The organism is Breoghania sp. (assembly GCF_963674635.1).
GTDB lineage: Bacteria > Pseudomonadota > Alphaproteobacteria > Rhizobiales > Stappiaceae > Breoghania.
In genome coordinates this window covers 3,956,235-3,971,059 of sequence record NZ_OY771475.1, presented here as the reverse complement: position 1 = coordinate 3,971,059, position 14,825 = coordinate 3,956,235, and the positions used below count along the sequence as shown (strand labels likewise).

The following is a 14,825-nucleotide window of genomic DNA, read 5'->3' as shown; positions in this document are numbered from 1 at the left end:
TGCACCGCGAGAGGTCACCAGGCCCCGCCCGCCTTGAGCGGGACTTGCCAAGCCGGCGCCTCCCCCGACTTTCGAAAAAAGACGAAACCCGCCTAGCTGTCTTCCGAAAAGAGCCCCATCTGCGCCGCCGTCGCCCCCTGTGGCACGGCAAGGCCCAGATGGGCGAAGCTTTTGGGCATGAGCAGCCGCCCGCGCGGGGTGCGCTGGATGAAGCCCTGCTGGATCAGATAGGGCTCGACGATATCCTCGATGGCGTCGCGCGGCTCCGACAGGCCTGCCGCGATCGTTTCGATGCCCACCGGCCCGCCGCCGAAATGCTCCGCGATCATGGTGAGATAACGCCGGTCGAGCGCATCGAGCCCGGCCTTGTCCACCTCCAGTTGCGACAGGGCCTTGTCGGCAATGGCCGCATCGACGGCCTCCATGCCTGCGACCACCGCGAAGTCGCGCACCCGGCGCAGAAGACGCCCCGCGATACGCGGAGTGCCGCGCGATCGCCGCGCGATTTCCTTTGCCCCGTCATCCGTCATGCCGATGCCGAAGACCCGCGCGCCGCGGCGCACGATGTGTTCCAGCTCTTCCACGGTGTAGAAATTGAGCCGGATCGGAATGCCGAAGCGGTCGCGCAAGGGGGTCGTCAGCAACCCCAGACGGGTGGTGGCGGCAACGAGCGTGAACTTGGACAGATCGATCTTGACGGAACGCGCCGCGGGCCCCTCGCCGATGATCAGGTCGAGCTGGAAATCCTCCATCGCCGGGTAGAGAATTTCCTCCACCGCCGGAGAGAGCCGGTGAATTTCATCGATGAAGAGCACGTCGCGCTCTTCCAGATTGGTCAAGAGCGCGGCGAGGTCCCCCGCCTTGGCGATAACCGGACCGGAGGTCGCACGGAAATTCACGCCAAGTTCGCGCGCCATGATCTGGGCGAGCGTCGTCTTGCCAAGCCCCGGAGGCCCGACAAAGAGAACATGGTCGAGCGCCTCGGAGCGCGCCTTGGCCGCCTCGATGAAAACGGAAAGATTGGAGCGCGCCTGCTGCTGGCCGACGAATTCATCGAGCGCCAACGGACGGATCGAACTGTCCGGCTCATCGCCGCGCTCGTTCGGGGAGACGATCCTGTCTTCGCTCATGAGCGGGCCTCGACGGAATGGGAAGGAAGTGGACGGGCGCGGGAAGTGATGGTGGTGGCGGCCCATCCTTCGAGACGCCGTCTGCGACGGCTCCTCAGGATGACGTTGTGTGCGTTGAGAATATGAGAATTGCGAGCCTGCAAAATCTGCCACACCCCCAACGTCATCCTGAGGAGGCGCGTCAGCGCCGTCTCGAAGGATGGGCCCCGCAAAGACGCCCCGACGCGTTCACGCCGCCCGCTCACTGCGAAAGCTCCTTCAGCCCCAGACGGATGAGCTTGGAGGCCTCCGCATCCTCGCCCGCCACGCGCTGGGCAGCCGCAACGGCCGCAGCCGCCTGCGGCTGGCCGTAGCCCAGATTGACCAGCGCCGAAACCGCATCGGCCACGGGCCGCGGGGCCGCCTTGTCCTCGATCGCCGCATTGGCCTGAATGACACCGGCATCCACATCGGCAAAGGCAGGCGCCTTGGCTTTCAGCTCCGTCGCGATGCGTTCCGCCACGCGCTTGCCCACACCGGGCGCGCGTGCGATCGACGCCTTGTCGCCAAGCGATATCGCATTGGCCAGTTCCGTGGGCCGCATTATGCCGAGCACGCCCAGCGCCACCTTCGCGCCCACGCCCTGCACCGTCATCAGCATGCGGAACCACTCGCGCTCCAGATCGGAGGCGAACCCGAAAAGCCGGATCTGGTCCTCGCGCACGAAGGTTTCGATGGACAGCGTCGCCGCCTCGCCGGGGGAAGGCAGGCCTTGCAGGACCCGCGAGGGGCACTGCACATGATAGCCGACGCCGTGAACGTCGAGGATGACGAAATCGTCGCCATAGGAATCGATCACGCCCTTCAGCTTGCCGATCACGCTGTCATTCCCTCTCTTGCCCGGTCCTTGACCGATGCGGCCTCGGTTGCCCGATCACTGGCCGATTCTGGCCGCCACCTTCGCAGCGGCTGCCGCCGCCCCGCGATGATGCGCATGGCAGACGGCGATTGCCAGCGCATCCGCCGCATCGTCGGAATTGAACACCGCTTTCGGCATCAACACCTTCACCATCATGCGGATCTGTTTCTTGTCGCCGTGGCCTGCGCCCACCACCGTCTTCTTGACGAGGTTGGGCAGGTACTCGCCGATCGGCAGCCCCAGAAGCCCCGGTACCAGCAGCGCGATGCCGCGCGCCTGACCGAGCTTCAGCGTCGCGCCCGCATCCTTGTTGACGAAGGTCTGTTCCACCGCCGCCTCATCGGGGCGATGGTCTTTCATCACCGCCTGCAAGCCGTCATGGAGTTCCACCAGTCGTTCTGCCAAAGGCCGGGCCTGGGTCGAGCGCACGGTTCCCGAGGCCACGAATTTCAAATTCGTGCCGACCACGTCGATCACCCCCCAGCCGGTGTTCCTGAGACCGGGGTCAATGCCAAGAATGCGAATCGTTGAGTTCATAGAACAAACAGGTAACAACGAAACCCGGCCAGCGCCAGACGGCATGCTCCGTCAAAGCCGTTTTGCCGCTTCGCGACCCCGCACGAACGGGGAATTTCCACCCCGTGCCACGCCCCCCGCGCAAGCCTGCACCGCCAGCGTCCACCCTCGCCGACATCGAACCGGTTGCGCATCGATGCCGCGCAGCCTAAAGCTGCCCGCGCCCCTCCTCCGACGCTTCGTCGCCTCACCGAAATTGCCCATGACCGACGCTCTCCTGTCGATTCTCCACAGTTCCACCTTTCCCATGGTCGTTGCCGCGGCGGTGGCTGCGGGCGCGGTGCGTGGCTTTGCCGGGTTCGGCGCGGCGATGATCTTCATGCCGCTCGTCAGCGCGCTGGTCGATCCGCGGCTGGCGGCGGCGACTTTCCTCATCCTGGATGAAGTCGTCGCCCTGCCGCTGGCGGTACGTGCGGTGCGCCTGTGCGACTGGCGCACGGTGCTGCCTGCCGTTCTGGCGGGGCTCATCACGGTTCCCATCGGAGCCGCCGTTCTGGCAAACGGCGATACGATCGCGCTGCGCTGGGGCATTTCCACCCTCGTGCTGGGGCTTCTGGTCCTGCTGGTTTCCGGCTGGCGCTACACGGGCCGCCCCACCCTGCCGCTCTCGGCAGGCGTCGGCGTGGCAGCGGGCTTTCTGGCAGGCGTCTCGCAGGTCGCAGGACCACCCGTCGTCGCCTTCTGGATGAGCGGCCCCTCGCCCGCCCATGTCATCCGCGCCAACCTGATCGTCTATTTCGCGCTGGCCAGCATCGCCTCGACCGTCGCCTTCTGGTGGAACGGCTTCTTCACGATGGAAGTCGTGAACCACGTCGTGATCCTCATGCCGATCTACGCATTGGCGCTGTTTGCAGGGACGCAGATGTTCCGCCTCGCGCCGGAAACCGCGTTCCGCCGGGTCGCCTACATCCTCGTCGCGCTGGCCGCCATCGGCTCCCTTCCCGTGCTGGACAACCTGCTGCGCTAAAGCGCTCCACAGCGGATTGAGCGAAGAGCGGGCTTGCAAAACAGGCTCGCAATTCAATTCGGCTTTGGTATAGTATTTGTCATTGTATCCACGAGTGACGTCAGCCCCATCGACCACAAAATGCATCAAATGGTAGTTTTAATTCCAGGATAATGGAAGAAAACCACCAGTTGAATGCAGAGAAAAAGCCAACAATGCTTGAGTTACTCTGAAGCATACAATGCTCCTCGCGGCACGGCAGCTTTTGGGGGCGACAACTCCCAAAGCTGCCGCTGCACGAGAGGCCCCTTCAGCCTCCGCCCGCACGGCCTCGGCCCCCGCCCGCACGGCCTCAGCTCGCGCGATGCGGACCCGATCACACATTTTTTTGATGAAACCGTCCTCCGGGAACGGGTAGATGTGCCGGACGGCCCATCGCCCCACACTGGAGTTCGCCCTTGTTTTTCGTCCGCACCGCCACCCGGCAGGATCTCGAAGCGATTTCCGCTCTCCTGTCGCAGACCTGGCATCACACCTATGATGGCATCTACGGGGCCGAAAAGGTCAGCGAGATCAGCGCTTCCTGGCACGCCCCCGAGACGCTTGCCGCGCGGCTGGACCAGTTGAACGCGGAATTCATCGTCGCCGATGACGGCAGCCGCCTGGGTGGCGTGGCCTTTGCCGCGATGGATCCGTCTGCGCCCAAGATCGCCGTCCTGTACCAGCTCTATGTTCACCCCGAGTGTCAGGGCGAGGGGATCGGGTCGGATCTGCTCCAGGAGATCGCCGAAGCCTTCCACGACGCCACGACCCTGCGGCTTGAGGTGGAACCCGCCAACGAAAAGGCCGTCGCCTTCTATCAGGCGCGCGGGTTTTCGAAGACGGGAAGCACACAGAGCTGCGGCGACGACAGCGGCATTCCCGCCGACATCTTCGAGCGCCCGCTGCGCTAGAAAAGGGCGAGCGAAGCCAGCCTCAATCGCTGTGCCCGGCCAAAAGAAAAGGCAGAGCCCAATGAGCCCCGCCGTTTCAACTTCTTCAACGAAAATCCGGCGCCTCAGGCAGCCGTGAGCTTCGCCATCACCTCGTCGGAAACCTCGAAGTTGGTGTAGACGTTCTGCACGTCGTCATCGTCTTCGAGCATGCCGATCAGCTTCATCAGCGTGCCGGCCTTTTCCTCGTCCACCTCGGTGTTGTTCTGGGGCTTCCAGATCGCCTTGATGGTCTCTGCCTCGCCGAGATCGGCTTCCAGCGCCTTGGACACGTCGCCCAGATCCTCGAACGCGCACAGGATTGTGTGGCCGTCGTCGTCGGACTGCACGTCATCGGCGCCCGCCTCGATGGCGGTTTCCAGAACGCTGTCGGCGTCGCCCACTTCCGGCTTGAAGACAATCTCGCCAACCCGGTCGAACATGAAGGCGACCGAACCCGTTTCGCCCATCGCGCCGCCGCACTTGGTGAAATAGGAGCGCACGTTGGAGGCGGAGCGGTTGCGGTTGTCGGTCAGAACCTCGACGATCACGGCAACGCCGCCGGGACCGTAGCCCTCGTAGCGGATCTCTTCGTAGGTGTCGGCGTCACCGGCCTGGGACTTGTTGATCGCCCGCTGGATATTGTCCTTGGGCATGGACTGGGCCTTGGCGTTCTGGACCGCCAGACGCAGGCGCGGATTGCCGTCGATATCCGGGCCGCCGACCTTCGCCGCAACCGTGATTTCCTTGGAAAGCTTGGAAAACAGCTTCGAGCGCACCGCGTCCTGACGGCCCTTGCGGTGCATGATGTTCTTGAACTGTGAATGTCCGGCCATGAGCTACCTGGCATATCGTTTAAGGGAATTCACCGCCACGCGGGTGCGCGGTTGCGGGAACCAGCTTGTCTCGCGCACACATCACCCGGCGGAATTGGCTTCAAGGGGCGCTTATAATTCGGGACGCCACGGAAATCCAGCCAAGGGGCAGAATCATCGCACAAACACCCGCAAAAGAGGTGAGGAAACGCCTCTCAAGCCTCTCCGCCCCCTTTTCAAGTCCGTTCGGGTGGTTCGCGTCGCGATGCGCCTACCAGAAATCCGGCAGGGCCGGGCTCAGCTTGCCGCCGATGCGCACCGGCGCGATCTTGACCGCAAGGCCGGTGCGGTCGTCGGTTTCCACTGCCACGCCGCTCAGCGTCGCCGGACCGTTCGAGACCGTGAAACGCCCTGACGGGATCTTGGTCAGGAACCGGTTGATCGGCTCGTCCTTCTCCATGCCCAGAACGCTGTCATAGTCGCCGCACATGCCGGCATCCGACATGTAGGCCGTGCCATGTTCAAGGATCTGATGATCGGCGGTCGGCACATGGGTGTGGGTGCCCACGACAAGGCTCGCCCGCCCATCGCAGTAATGGCCCATCGCCTGTTTCTCGCTGGTCGCCTCCGCATGCATGTCGACGATGATCGCATCGGCGACCTGGCCGAGCGGACAGGCATCAAGCTCACGCCCCACAGCGGCGAAGGGATCGTTGAGCGCATCCATATAGACCCGCCCCATGACATTCATCACCAGCACATTCGCGCCATTTCGCGCGGTGTAGAGGTGCGATCCGCGCCCCGGCGTGCCTTGCGGATAGTTGACCGGGCGCAGGAGCCGGTCCTGCCGCGTGATGAAGACGAGCGCATCGCGCTGGTCCCACGAATGATTGCCGAGCGTCACCACATCCGCGCCCGCGTCGATCACGTCCTGACAGATTTCCTCGGTGATGCCGAAGCCGCCGGCTGCGTTTTCGCCGTTCACCACGACAAAATCGAGCGCGTAATCCTCGATCAGGCCCGGCAGGCGCTCGATCACGATGTTGCGGCCCGCACGGCCGACCAGATCCCCCAGAAACAGCAGCCTCATGCGCCGCACTCACTTTTCTTCATGCTCTTCTTGATAACTGCAAAGCCCGCTACGCCCGGCACCGGATCACCTCCGTCTCCGTCACCACCATATCGAGCGGATGATCATGCGCCTCGAAAGGCACGCGGTCGACTTCCTGCACCGAAAAGGCAACCCCGATCAGATGGAGCTTGCGGTCGGCTCCGATGGCCGAAATCGCGCGGTCATAATGGCCCTGCCCGTAGCCGATGCGATGGCCGGAGCGGTCGAAGGCCGCCAGCGGCACCAGCATCACGTCAGGCAGAACCTGCGCCGCGTCCGCTCCCGGCGCGATCGTGCCAAAGCCCGCATCGACGAGCTCCGCCCCGCGCAGCAATTCGCGAAACAGAAGATGCGGCTCAGCCACAACCGGCAGGCAAAGCCCGTGGCCGCGCTCGCGAAGCGCGCTCATCAAGGGACGCGGATCGATCTCGTCGCGGATCGGCCAGAAGCCGGACACCATCGCGCCGCGCGCAAGCACAAGCGCATCCGCCGCATCGGCGATGGAGAGCGCCGCCTCGATCCGCGCCTCGGCCGATATCGCGGCCCGAGCCGCAAGGGCCTTGCGGCGCATCTCGGTCTTGCGGGCTGCGTTGTCGAGCGAAGGGGACAAAGGTAAAGCCTGGGTGCCTGAAAAAGCCTGAGTATCCGGCCGGGTTTTCGAACAAACAAAAACACACGCCACGCGCAAGGCCCGCAGCGGGATCGTTGATCTCAAATAGCGTCAACAGGCGCGCAAGCGCAAGAAGCGCCGCCAATTTCGCGTCCATGCGCAGCAATTTCGCGCATCAGACCGTATGCGCGCCCAAGGCCACAGGGCGGAATGCGCCGGGCCGAAGCCCGGATTACCCGAACGATCCACAGACAAGAGAGGCAAGGAAAATGGCGAAGCCACGGCAGCCGTCGAGAGTGCGATCCCGGGAAACCTACAACGTAGGTGGGCGCCGTATGTCCGAGCCCACGGGCCCGGTCAGGTACAGCTCCCTTAGGGATCAGTAAGGCCCCGGGGATTGTGTCTGCTAACGCGCAGCGCAGCAACGCCACTGGCACATATAGGCCGTCCGCATCCCCGGTTCCAGAGGAAGAATGCGCATCCGCACTCAAACCATGTGCAAGATGCACAAAGCCCGAAAACCGCTGGGGAAAACGAAGCGTGCCAAAGGCTGGCACCATCGAAGCCAAGAACCGTTTGCACCGGGGGGCATGCGCCCCGGGGCCTCAGACCTGTTCTTCGCGCACCGACTTGTTGAGCGCCTGCGCCAGCGCCTCGATGCGCGCGGCGGCCTCATCCACGCGGCTCGCCAGTTCCGATTCGCTCTGCGCGCTGCGATCGATCACCGCCTCGCGGGATTCGCGCAGGCCCGCCAGTTCGCCTTCCAGCGCCTGGATGCGCTTTTCCGCCTCGCTCAGCATGTCGGTCATCATCACGCCCGCCATCACGGTCAGCCGCTGATCGCCGATTTCACCGAAACTGGAGCGCAATTGGTCGATGGTCGCGTCGAGACGCCGACCGAGCCCCATCAGCCGCTCTTCCTCGCCATCATCGCAAGCCATGCGATAGGCGCGCCCGTTGATCGTCACGTTGACCTGCGCCATGCCCTTCAGCCTCCGTGGTTTTCAAGGACGGACCGAATGGATTCCATGGCCGAGACAAGGCGGCGCGAAACCTCCTTGTTGGCCTGTTCCAGCCGATCGGAGCGCGATTCCGCGCCGTCCAGCGTTTCGGCAAGCCGGGCCCGGTCCTCGTTGAGGCGCTGAAGCTCGTCCTGAAGCGCGCCCACGGTCTTTTCGCTCGTCATGCGACGGTTCACCGCCGCCTCAAGCTGGCCGATGGAAGCCGAAAGTCGCTGAAAAGCCGCATCGAGTTTGCTGGCCTGGTCCATGCTTTTCCCGTGTGAGAATCTCTTTTGCAGCCCAACCGCAAAGCGGTCCGGCCAGGAGATCGTCTCTGCGAATGCCGTCTGGCACGGGAAACGCCCGTCCCGACCCGACCCGAATTTACCGTCCCCGTTTCACCGGCGCGCGAAAAGCGGGCTCGCTCGTCCGGCCTGCCGTTGCCGCGCGCGCTGGCGGCTCAAGATTAGGCGCACGGTCGCCAGTCCGTCAACAATCGCGGAGGCTTGCGAGGCGATCTTGCCAAATGACATGTAGAAGAAGGGGTCTCCTGTGAACAATCCCGCGCCCGCAACGAGCGCGCCCGGCCTCATTGTCTTTCACGCGTGTGGCGATCACGTGCGCTTTCGCGAATCCCTTAATCAATGCCCAGGGCACCGCGCATTGGTGTGCCCTTCCGCTAGGTAGTTGCCACAAGTCGTTGCATTGACTCGCTGAAGGTTCCTGCTATTTGTCCTCCCGCCTCGCAGGGGCGCGTGGTATGGGGTCTTGTCTTCATGGGCGGACACCCCTGCTTCAAACCCTAACCTCGGACGCTTGCGGGTACGCATGAGCCGCCTCGGCGCTTGAACGCCACGGACGCATCGACCGCACGGGCCACAGGTAACAAATGACCGATCTCGAAAAACACAACCGGATGGCGAACGCGATCCGCTTCCTTTCCATCGACGCCGTGGAGAAGGCCAAGTCCGGCCATCCGGGCCTGCCGATGGGGGCGGCCGACATCGCCACCGTCCTCTTCACGCGCTTTCTGCGCTTCGACCCGACCGAACCGACCTGGTACGATCGCGACCGCTTCGTTCTGTCGGCCGGCCACGGCTCGATGCTGCTCTACTCCCTGCTGCATCTGACCGGCTACGAAGACTTCCCGCTCGAAGAGCTGAAGAACTTCCGTCAGATCGGCGCGAAGACCGCCGGCCACCCGGAATATGGCCATGGCGGCGGGATCGAGACCACGACCGGCCCGCTCGGCCAGGGCATTGCCAACGCCGTCGGCATGGCGATGACCGAGCGCATGATGCAGGCCGAATTCGGGACCGATCTGGTTGACCACTACACCTATTGCCTCGTCGGCGACGGCTGCCTCATGGAAGGCATCTCGCAGGAGGCCATCGCGCTTGCCGGTCATCTGAAGCTGAACAAGCTGATCGTGCTGTGGGATGACAACGGCATCTCCATCGACGGATCGATCTCGCTTTCCGACAGCACCGACCAGATCGAGCGCTTCAAGGCGAGCGGCTGGGAGACGGCGCGCGTCGACGGTCACAATCCCGACCAGATCGCCGCCGCCATCGAAGCCGCACGCAAGTCCTCGCGCCCGACGATGATCGCCTGCAAGACGACCATCGGCTACGGTTCGCCCAACAAGGCGGGCAAGAACTCCGCGCATGGCTCGCCGCTGGGCAGCGATGAAATCGCCCTGACCCGCGAGGCGCTCGGCTGGAGCGAGGAACCCTTCGAGATCCCCGCCGACATCCGCGACGCCTGGCGCATCGCCGGCCTGCGCGCCGCCCAGGCCAATACCGACTGGGAAAAGCGCTTCGCCGCCGCCGACGCGGAAACCCGCGCGGAATTCGAACGCCGCATGCGCGGCGATCTTCCGGCAAGCCTTGGCGAAGCCATCCGCAAGCTGAAAGAGACGCTGGCGCAGGACAAGCCCTCGCTCGCCACCCGCAAGGCCTCGGAAGTCGCCCTTGAGGCGATCAACGCGGCGGTGCCGGAGACCATCGGCGGGTCCGCCGACCTGACCGGCTCCAACAACACCCGCACCAAGGACATGAAGGCAATCACGCCGGACGACTTCTCCGGCCGCTTCGTCCATTGGGGCATCCGCGAGCACGGCATGGCGGCCGCGATGAACGGCATGGCGCTGCATGGCGGCGTCATTCCCTATTCCGGCACCTTCCTTGTCTTCACCGACTATTGCCGTCCGGCCATTCGCCTGTCCGCCCTGATGGGTATCCGCGTGATCTACGTGATGACGCACGATTCCATCGGCCTTGGCGAAGACGGCCCGACCCACCAGCCGGTGGAACACGTGGCCGCGCTGCGCGCCATTCCGAACCTTCTGGTGCTGCGTCCGGCGGACGCCACGGAGACGGCGGAATGCTGGCAGATGGCGCTTGAGAACAGGAACGGCCCGAGCGTTCTGGCGCTCACCCGTCAGAACCTTGCCGCCTTCCGCACCGCGTTTGAGGAAAAGAACCTCTGCGCGCGCGGCGCCTATGAGGCGTCGGGCTCAGAGGACGACGCCAAGGTGACGCTGTTTGCCACCGGTTCGGAAGTGGAGATCGCGATGGCCGCCCAGGCCATCCTCACCGAGGACGGCATCCCGACCCGCGTCGTCTCGGTTCCCTCCTTCGAGATGTTCCGCAAGCAGTCCGACGACTACCGCGCCTCGATGATCGGCACCGCCCCGGTGAAGATCGCGATCGAGGCCGGCATCGAGATGGGCTGGTCGCGCTTCATCGGCGATGACGGCCTGTTTGTCGGCATGGACAGCTTCGGCGCGTCCGGTCCCTACAAGGAACTCTACGAGCATTTCGGCATTACCGCGGAGGTTGTCGTCTCCCGCGCGAAGGCCAGGCTTGAGGCTTTGGGCGCGTCGGAAGACGAAGCCGAAGACTAGAAAATCGGAGACGGCCCGGAAACGGGCCGTTTCACATGACGATCAAGCGACAAGGCCCCGGTGACCGCGGTTGCCGGGGCGCGAAGCCCCGCAAGGGGCCGGAAATGAAAGCGCCGACAGGCGCGTGGTGAGAGGAGAATGACGAAATGGCGGTGAAAGTTGCTATCAACGGCTTCGGACGCATCGGCCGCAACGTGCTGCGTGCGATCGTGGAATCCGGCCGCACCGATATCGAGGTCGTGGCGGTGAACGATCTGGGTCCGGTTGAGACCAATGCCCACCTGCTGCGTCATGATTCCGTCCATGGCCGTTTCCCGGCCAAGGTCGAGGTCGACGGCGACACCATCACCATCGACGGTGGCAAGCCCATCAAGGTGACCGCCATCCGCGATCCCAAGGAACTGCCCTGGGGCGAGCTCGGCGTTGACGTGGCGATGGAATGCACCGGCATCTTCACCGCCCGCGACAAGGCCGCCTTCCACCTTGAGGCCGGCGCCAAGCGCGTGCTCGTCTCCGCGCCCGCTTCCGGCGCCGACAAGACCATCGTCTATGGCGTGAATTCCGACGCGCTGACCAAGGATGACCTCGTCGTCTCCAACGCGTCCTGCACGACCAACTGCCTTGCTCCCGTCGCCTATGTCCTGAACGAGGCCGTCGGCATCGAGAAGGGCTTCATGACGACGATCCACTCCTATACCGGCGACCAGCCCACGCTGGACACGATGCACAAGGATCTCTACCGCGCCCGTGCGGCCGCCATGTCGATGATCCCGACCTCCACGGGTGCCGCCAAGGCCGTGGGCCTGGTGCTGCCGGAACTGAACGGCAAGCTCGACGGCGTCGCCATCCGCGTGCCGACCCCGAACGTCTCCGTGGTAGACCTGAAGTTCATCGCCAAGCGCGAGACCACCGTGGAAGAGATCAACGCCGCGATCCGCGAAGCCGCCGATGGCAAGCTGAAGGGCATCCTCGGCTACACCGACGAGTCGCTCGTCTCCATCGACTTCAACCACGACCCGCACTCCTCCACCTTCCACATGGACCAGACCAAGGTCATGGATGGAACGCTGGTGCGCGTGATGTCCTGGTACGACAACGAGTGGGGCTTCTCCAACCGTATGTCCGACACCGCCGTGGCGATCGCCAAGCACATCTGATTGCAGAATGGGCGCGGTCGGAAACGTCCGCGCCCTTTTTCTATTCGTAGACCATGCTCGGCGCGCGCATGCCCCGGGACGGGGGACCGTCCGATCGGATCCATGCGAAAGTGCCGCAGCGGTTTAGCGAATTGGGAACTGGAAAACCGCCTCAAGGCGTTGAATGCTGACGCCGCGCGGGCCGGGGGAACGATAGAGGAAGGTGCGAAGGGATATGGCTTACAGATCTCTCGACGACATGGATCTTGCGGGAAAGCGCGTTCTGGTGCGCGTCGATCTGAACGTTCCGATGGAAGACGGTCGGGTCACCGACACCACCCGCATCGAGCGCATTCTGCCGACGATCCGCGACATCGCAGCTGCCAATGGCAAGGTCATCCTGCTGGCCCATTTCGGCCGCCCCAAGGGGGAGCGCGTCGCCTCCATGTCGCTGAAGCCGGTCGTGCGCCCGCTGTCGGAACTGCTGGGTCTCGCCGTTGATTTCGCCGAGGATTGCATCGGCGCGGAAGCCGCCGCCGCCGTCGACAAGATGGTGCCCGGCGGCATTCTTCTTCTGGAAAACACCCGCTATCACAAGGGCGAGGAAAAGAACGATCCGGACTTCGCCAAGGCACTGGCCGCCAATGGCGATATCTATGTGAACGACGCCTTTTCCGCCGCCCACCGCGCCCATGCCTCCACCGAAGGGCTTGCCCACCTGCTGCCGTCCTGCGCCGGGCGCACCATGCAGGCGGAGCTCGATGCGCTGGGGGCCGCCCTCGCCGCACCGAAGCGCCCGGTGCTGGCCGTTGTCGGGGGGGCGAAGGTCTCCTCCAAGATCGACCTTCTGGAAAATCTGGTGGCCAAGGTCGACATGCTGGTGATCGGCGGTGGCATGGCCAACACCTTCCTCGCCGCCAAGGGCACCGATGTGGGCAAGTCGCTGTGCGAGCATGATCTGGCCGATACCGCCCGCCGCATCATGGAAAAGGCGGCCCGCGAAGGCTGCGAGATCGTGTTGCCCGCCGATGCGGTCGTGGCGCGCGAGTTCAAGGCCGGGGCCGAAAACGAGACCGTGGCGCTCGATGCCATTCCCGCCGATGCGATGATCCTCGATGTCGGTGCAAAATCCATCGAGACCGTGAAGGCGAAGATCGACATTGCCGCCACGCTGGTCTGGAACGGCCCGCTCGGCGCTTTCGAGATCGCGCCTTTCGATGCCGCGACCGTGGCGGCTGCGGCCCATGCGGCGGCGCGCACCCGCGAAGGCAAGCTTCTTTCCGTCGCCGGTGGCGGCGACACCGTGGCCGCGCTCAACCATGCGCGCGCCGCACAGGACTTCAGTTACGTTTCCACCGCCGGCGGCGCATTCCTTGAATGGCTGGAAGGCAAGACCTTGCCGGGCGTTGCGGCACTGGAAGCCGAAGCCTGATCCCCGTTTACCCTCAGACAAGAACCACAGTCGGAATTGAAGGGCACCACATGAGCGAGAATCTTGAAGACATTGCTGCGGCCATGATGGCAACCGGCCAGGGCATTCTGGCCGCCGACGAAAGCACCGGCACCATCAAGAAGCGCTTCGATCAGATCGGCGTCGAGAACACCGAGGACAACCGCCGCGCCTATCGCGAGATGCTGTTCCGCGCCGAAGACGCGATGAACGAGCGCATTTCCGGCGTCATCCTGTTCGACGAGACGCTGCGCCAGTCGGCCAAGGACGGCACCCCGTTTGTGGATCTGATCCGCGCTGCGGGTGCGGTTCCGGGCATCAAGGTCGACAAGGGCGCCAAGCCGCTGGCCGGCTTCGAGGATGAGAAGGTCACCGAGGGCCTCGACGGCCTGCGCGAGCGCATGGCCGAGTACCATGACCTCGGCGCGCGCTTTGCCAAGTGGCGCGGTGTCATCACCATTGGTGATGCGATGCCGTCTTCCAACTGCATCCAGGCCAATGCCCATGCGCTGGCCCGCTATGCCGCGATCTGCCAGGAAGCGGGCATCGTGCCGATCGTGGAGCCGGAAGTGCTGATGGATGGCGCCTTCTCGTCCCATGACATCGAGACCTGCTACGAGGTCACCGAGTGGACGCTGAACACCATTTTCGCCGAGCTTTATCAGGCGGGCATCCTGCTTGAAGGCATGGTCCTGAAGCCGAACATGGTGATCGCAGGCCAGACCTGCCCGGATCAGGCCTCGGCTGAGGAAGTCGCGGAAATGACCGTGCGCTGCCTGAAATCCACCGTTCCGGCAGCCGTTGGCGGCATCGCCTTCCTGTCGGGCGGCCAGAGCGACGTTCAGGCGACCGAGAACCTCTCCTTGATGAACGCCATGGGCAACCTGCCCTGGACGCTCACCTTCTCCTATGGCCGCGCGCTTCAGCAGGCGGCTCTGAAGGCATGGGGCGGCAAGGAAGAGAACGTCCCGGCAGCGCAGGCGGCCTTTGCCCACCGCGCCAAGATGAACGGCCTCGCCGCAACCGGCACCTGGTCGGCGGATCTGGAAAACGCCTGACCGGCGCCCGGTCCCATCAGATGAGACAAGGATTGACGGGCCGCGCGCCCGTCGATTCGTTTCAGGCCTAGCCCCCGAAGCCTTGCCCCCCAGGAAGCCTTCGGGCAGCCCCTGGAGCCTTCGGGCGCCTTCAAGAGCCTTCGCGCAACCATACGCCGCCTGGCTTTCGGGCCCGAAACACCCACAGAGCGAGAGCCGCGCGAAGGATTTTTTGA

At 64.3% G+C, this 14,825-nt stretch carries 14 protein-coding genes and 1 other RNA gene; 6 read left to right on the top strand and 9 right to left on the bottom strand.

Features of this window, described 5'->3' with window-relative positions; all coding sequences use genetic code 11:
* Window positions 1–92: 92 nt before the first annotated feature.
* From ruvB to ruvC, 3 genes are all read right to left on the bottom strand, one after another.
* Window positions 93–1,130, bottom strand: coding sequence for a Holliday junction branch migration DNA helicase RuvB (gene ruvB / locus ABGM93_RS17255; RefSeq protein ID WP_319775116.1), 1,038 nt, complete (start codon window positions 1,128–1,130; stop codon window positions 93–95).
* Between the two features lie 241 nt (window positions 1,131–1,371).
* On the bottom strand, window positions 1,372–1,989 hold the full coding sequence (gene ruvA / locus ABGM93_RS17250; RefSeq protein ID WP_319775115.1) for a Holliday junction branch migration protein RuvA: 618 nt from the start codon (window positions 1,987–1,989) through the stop codon (window positions 1,372–1,374).
* Between the two features lie 54 nt (window positions 1,990–2,043).
* Window positions 2,044–2,565 (bottom strand): crossover junction endodeoxyribonuclease RuvC, encoded by a 522-nt coding sequence (gene ruvC / locus ABGM93_RS17245; protein ID WP_319775114.1) that lies wholly within the window; start codon window positions 2,563–2,565, stop codon window positions 2,044–2,046.
* A 241-nt stretch (window positions 2,566–2,806) separates the two neighbouring features.
* On the opposite strand from ruvC, the gene ABGM93_RS17240 reads away from it, so the two are divergent.
* Complete coding sequence (locus ABGM93_RS17240) at window positions 2,807–3,571, top strand: sulfite exporter TauE/SafE family protein (RefSeq protein WP_321501545.1); 765 nt, start codon at window positions 2,807–2,809, stop codon at window positions 3,569–3,571.
* Window positions 3,572–4,008: 437 nt separating this feature from the next.
* Entirely contained in the window at window positions 4,009–4,503 is a 495-nt protein-coding gene (locus tag ABGM93_RS17235) for a GNAT family N-acetyltransferase (protein ID WP_321501543.1), read from the top strand.
* Window positions 4,504–4,607: 104 nt separating this feature from the next.
* Here the strand turns inward: ABGM93_RS17235 and ABGM93_RS17230 are convergent, their stop codons facing one another.
* The 6 genes from ABGM93_RS17230 to ABGM93_RS17205 form a co-directional block, all read right to left on the bottom strand.
* Complete coding sequence (locus ABGM93_RS17230) at window positions 4,608–5,357, bottom strand: YebC/PmpR family DNA-binding transcriptional regulator (RefSeq protein ID WP_319775111.1); 750 nt, start codon at window positions 5,355–5,357, stop codon at window positions 4,608–4,610.
* Window positions 5,358–5,607: 250 nt separating this feature from the next.
* Entirely contained in the window at window positions 5,608–6,426 is an 819-nt protein-coding gene (locus ABGM93_RS17225) for a TIGR00282 family metallophosphoesterase (protein WP_321501538.1), read from the bottom strand.
* 49 nt (window positions 6,427–6,475) lie between these two features.
* Entirely contained in the window at window positions 6,476–7,018 is a 543-nt protein-coding gene (locus tag ABGM93_RS17220; RefSeq protein WP_321505986.1) for a 5-formyltetrahydrofolate cyclo-ligase, read from the bottom strand.
* A gap of 310 nt (window positions 7,019–7,328) precedes the next feature.
* Window positions 7,329–7,485: non-coding RNA, 6S RNA (gene ssrS, locus ABGM93_RS17215), on the bottom strand.
* 177 nt (window positions 7,486–7,662) lie between these two features.
* On the bottom strand, window positions 7,663–8,040 hold the full coding sequence (gene zapA, locus ABGM93_RS17210; protein WP_319775109.1) for a cell division protein ZapA: 378 nt from the start codon (window positions 8,038–8,040) through the stop codon (window positions 7,663–7,665).
* Between the two features lie 5 nt (window positions 8,041–8,045).
* Window positions 8,046–8,327 (bottom strand): DUF4164 domain-containing protein, encoded by a 282-nt coding sequence (locus ABGM93_RS17205; RefSeq protein ID WP_319775108.1) that lies wholly within the window; start codon window positions 8,325–8,327, stop codon window positions 8,046–8,048.
* Window positions 8,328–8,947: 620 nt separating this feature from the next.
* Here ABGM93_RS17205 and tkt point away from each other — a divergent pair.
* The 4 genes from tkt to ABGM93_RS17185 all read left to right on the top strand — a co-directional run bounded on the left by tkt (window position 8,948) and on the right by ABGM93_RS17185 (window position 14,610).
* Complete coding sequence (gene tkt, locus ABGM93_RS17200) at window positions 8,948–10,966, top strand: transketolase (RefSeq protein WP_321501535.1); 2,019 nt, start codon at window positions 8,948–8,950, stop codon at window positions 10,964–10,966.
* A 146-nt stretch (window positions 10,967–11,112) separates the two neighbouring features.
* Window positions 11,113–12,123, top strand: a complete 1,011-nt coding sequence (gene gap / locus ABGM93_RS17195) for a type I glyceraldehyde-3-phosphate dehydrogenase (RefSeq protein ID WP_319775106.1) — start codon at window positions 11,113–11,115, stop codon at window positions 12,121–12,123.
* Between the two features lie 214 nt (window positions 12,124–12,337).
* The gene (locus ABGM93_RS17190; protein WP_321501533.1) at window positions 12,338–13,534 is read left to right on the top strand and encodes a phosphoglycerate kinase; all 1,197 of its coding nucleotides are present in this window, start codon (window positions 12,338–12,340) and stop codon (window positions 13,532–13,534) included.
* 50 nt (window positions 13,535–13,584) lie between these two features.
* Window positions 13,585–14,610, top strand: a complete 1,026-nt coding sequence (locus ABGM93_RS17185; RefSeq protein WP_319775103.1) for a class I fructose-bisphosphate aldolase — start codon at window positions 13,585–13,587, stop codon at window positions 14,608–14,610.
* Window positions 14,611–14,825: the final 215 nt, after the last annotated feature.

What these genes read in the sequence shown, in the direction of transcription:
- ABGM93_RS17240 (WP_321501545.1), top strand. Translation starts at nt 2,807, where the DNA reads ATGACCGACGCTCTCCTGTCGATTCTCCACAGTTCCACCTTTCCCATG.
- ABGM93_RS17220 (WP_321505986.1), bottom strand. Translation starts at nt 7,018, where the DNA reads ATGCGCCGCAAGGCCCTTGCGGCTCGGGCCGCGATATCGGCCGAGGCG.
- zapA (WP_319775109.1), bottom strand. Translation starts at nt 8,040, where the DNA reads ATGGCGCAGGTCAACGTGACGATCAACGGGCGCGCCTATCGCATGGCT.
- ABGM93_RS17190 (WP_321501533.1), top strand. Translation starts at nt 12,338, where the DNA reads ATGGCTTACAGATCTCTCGACGACATGGATCTTGCGGGAAAGCGCGTT.
- ABGM93_RS17225 (WP_321501538.1), bottom strand. Translation starts at nt 6,426, where the DNA reads ATGAGGCTGCTGTTTCTGGGGGATCTGGTCGGCCGTGCGGGCCGCAAC.
- tkt (WP_321501535.1), top strand. Translation starts at nt 8,948, where the DNA reads ATGACCGATCTCGAAAAACACAACCGGATGGCGAACGCGATCCGCTTC.
- ruvC (WP_319775114.1), bottom strand. Translation starts at nt 2,565, where the DNA reads ATGAACTCAACGATTCGCATTCTTGGCATTGACCCCGGTCTCAGGAAC.
- ABGM93_RS17230 (WP_319775111.1), bottom strand. Translation starts at nt 5,357, where the DNA reads ATGGCCGGACATTCACAGTTCAAGAACATCATGCACCGCAAGGGCCGT.
- ruvB (WP_319775116.1), bottom strand. Translation starts at nt 1,130, where the DNA reads ATGAGCGAAGACAGGATCGTCTCCCCGAACGAGCGCGGCGATGAGCCG.
- ABGM93_RS17185 (WP_319775103.1), top strand. Translation starts at nt 13,585, where the DNA reads ATGAGCGAGAATCTTGAAGACATTGCTGCGGCCATGATGGCAACCGGC.
- gap (WP_319775106.1), top strand. Translation starts at nt 11,113, where the DNA reads ATGGCGGTGAAAGTTGCTATCAACGGCTTCGGACGCATCGGCCGCAAC.
- ABGM93_RS17205 (WP_319775108.1), bottom strand. Translation starts at nt 8,327, where the DNA reads ATGGACCAGGCCAGCAAACTCGATGCGGCTTTTCAGCGACTTTCGGCT.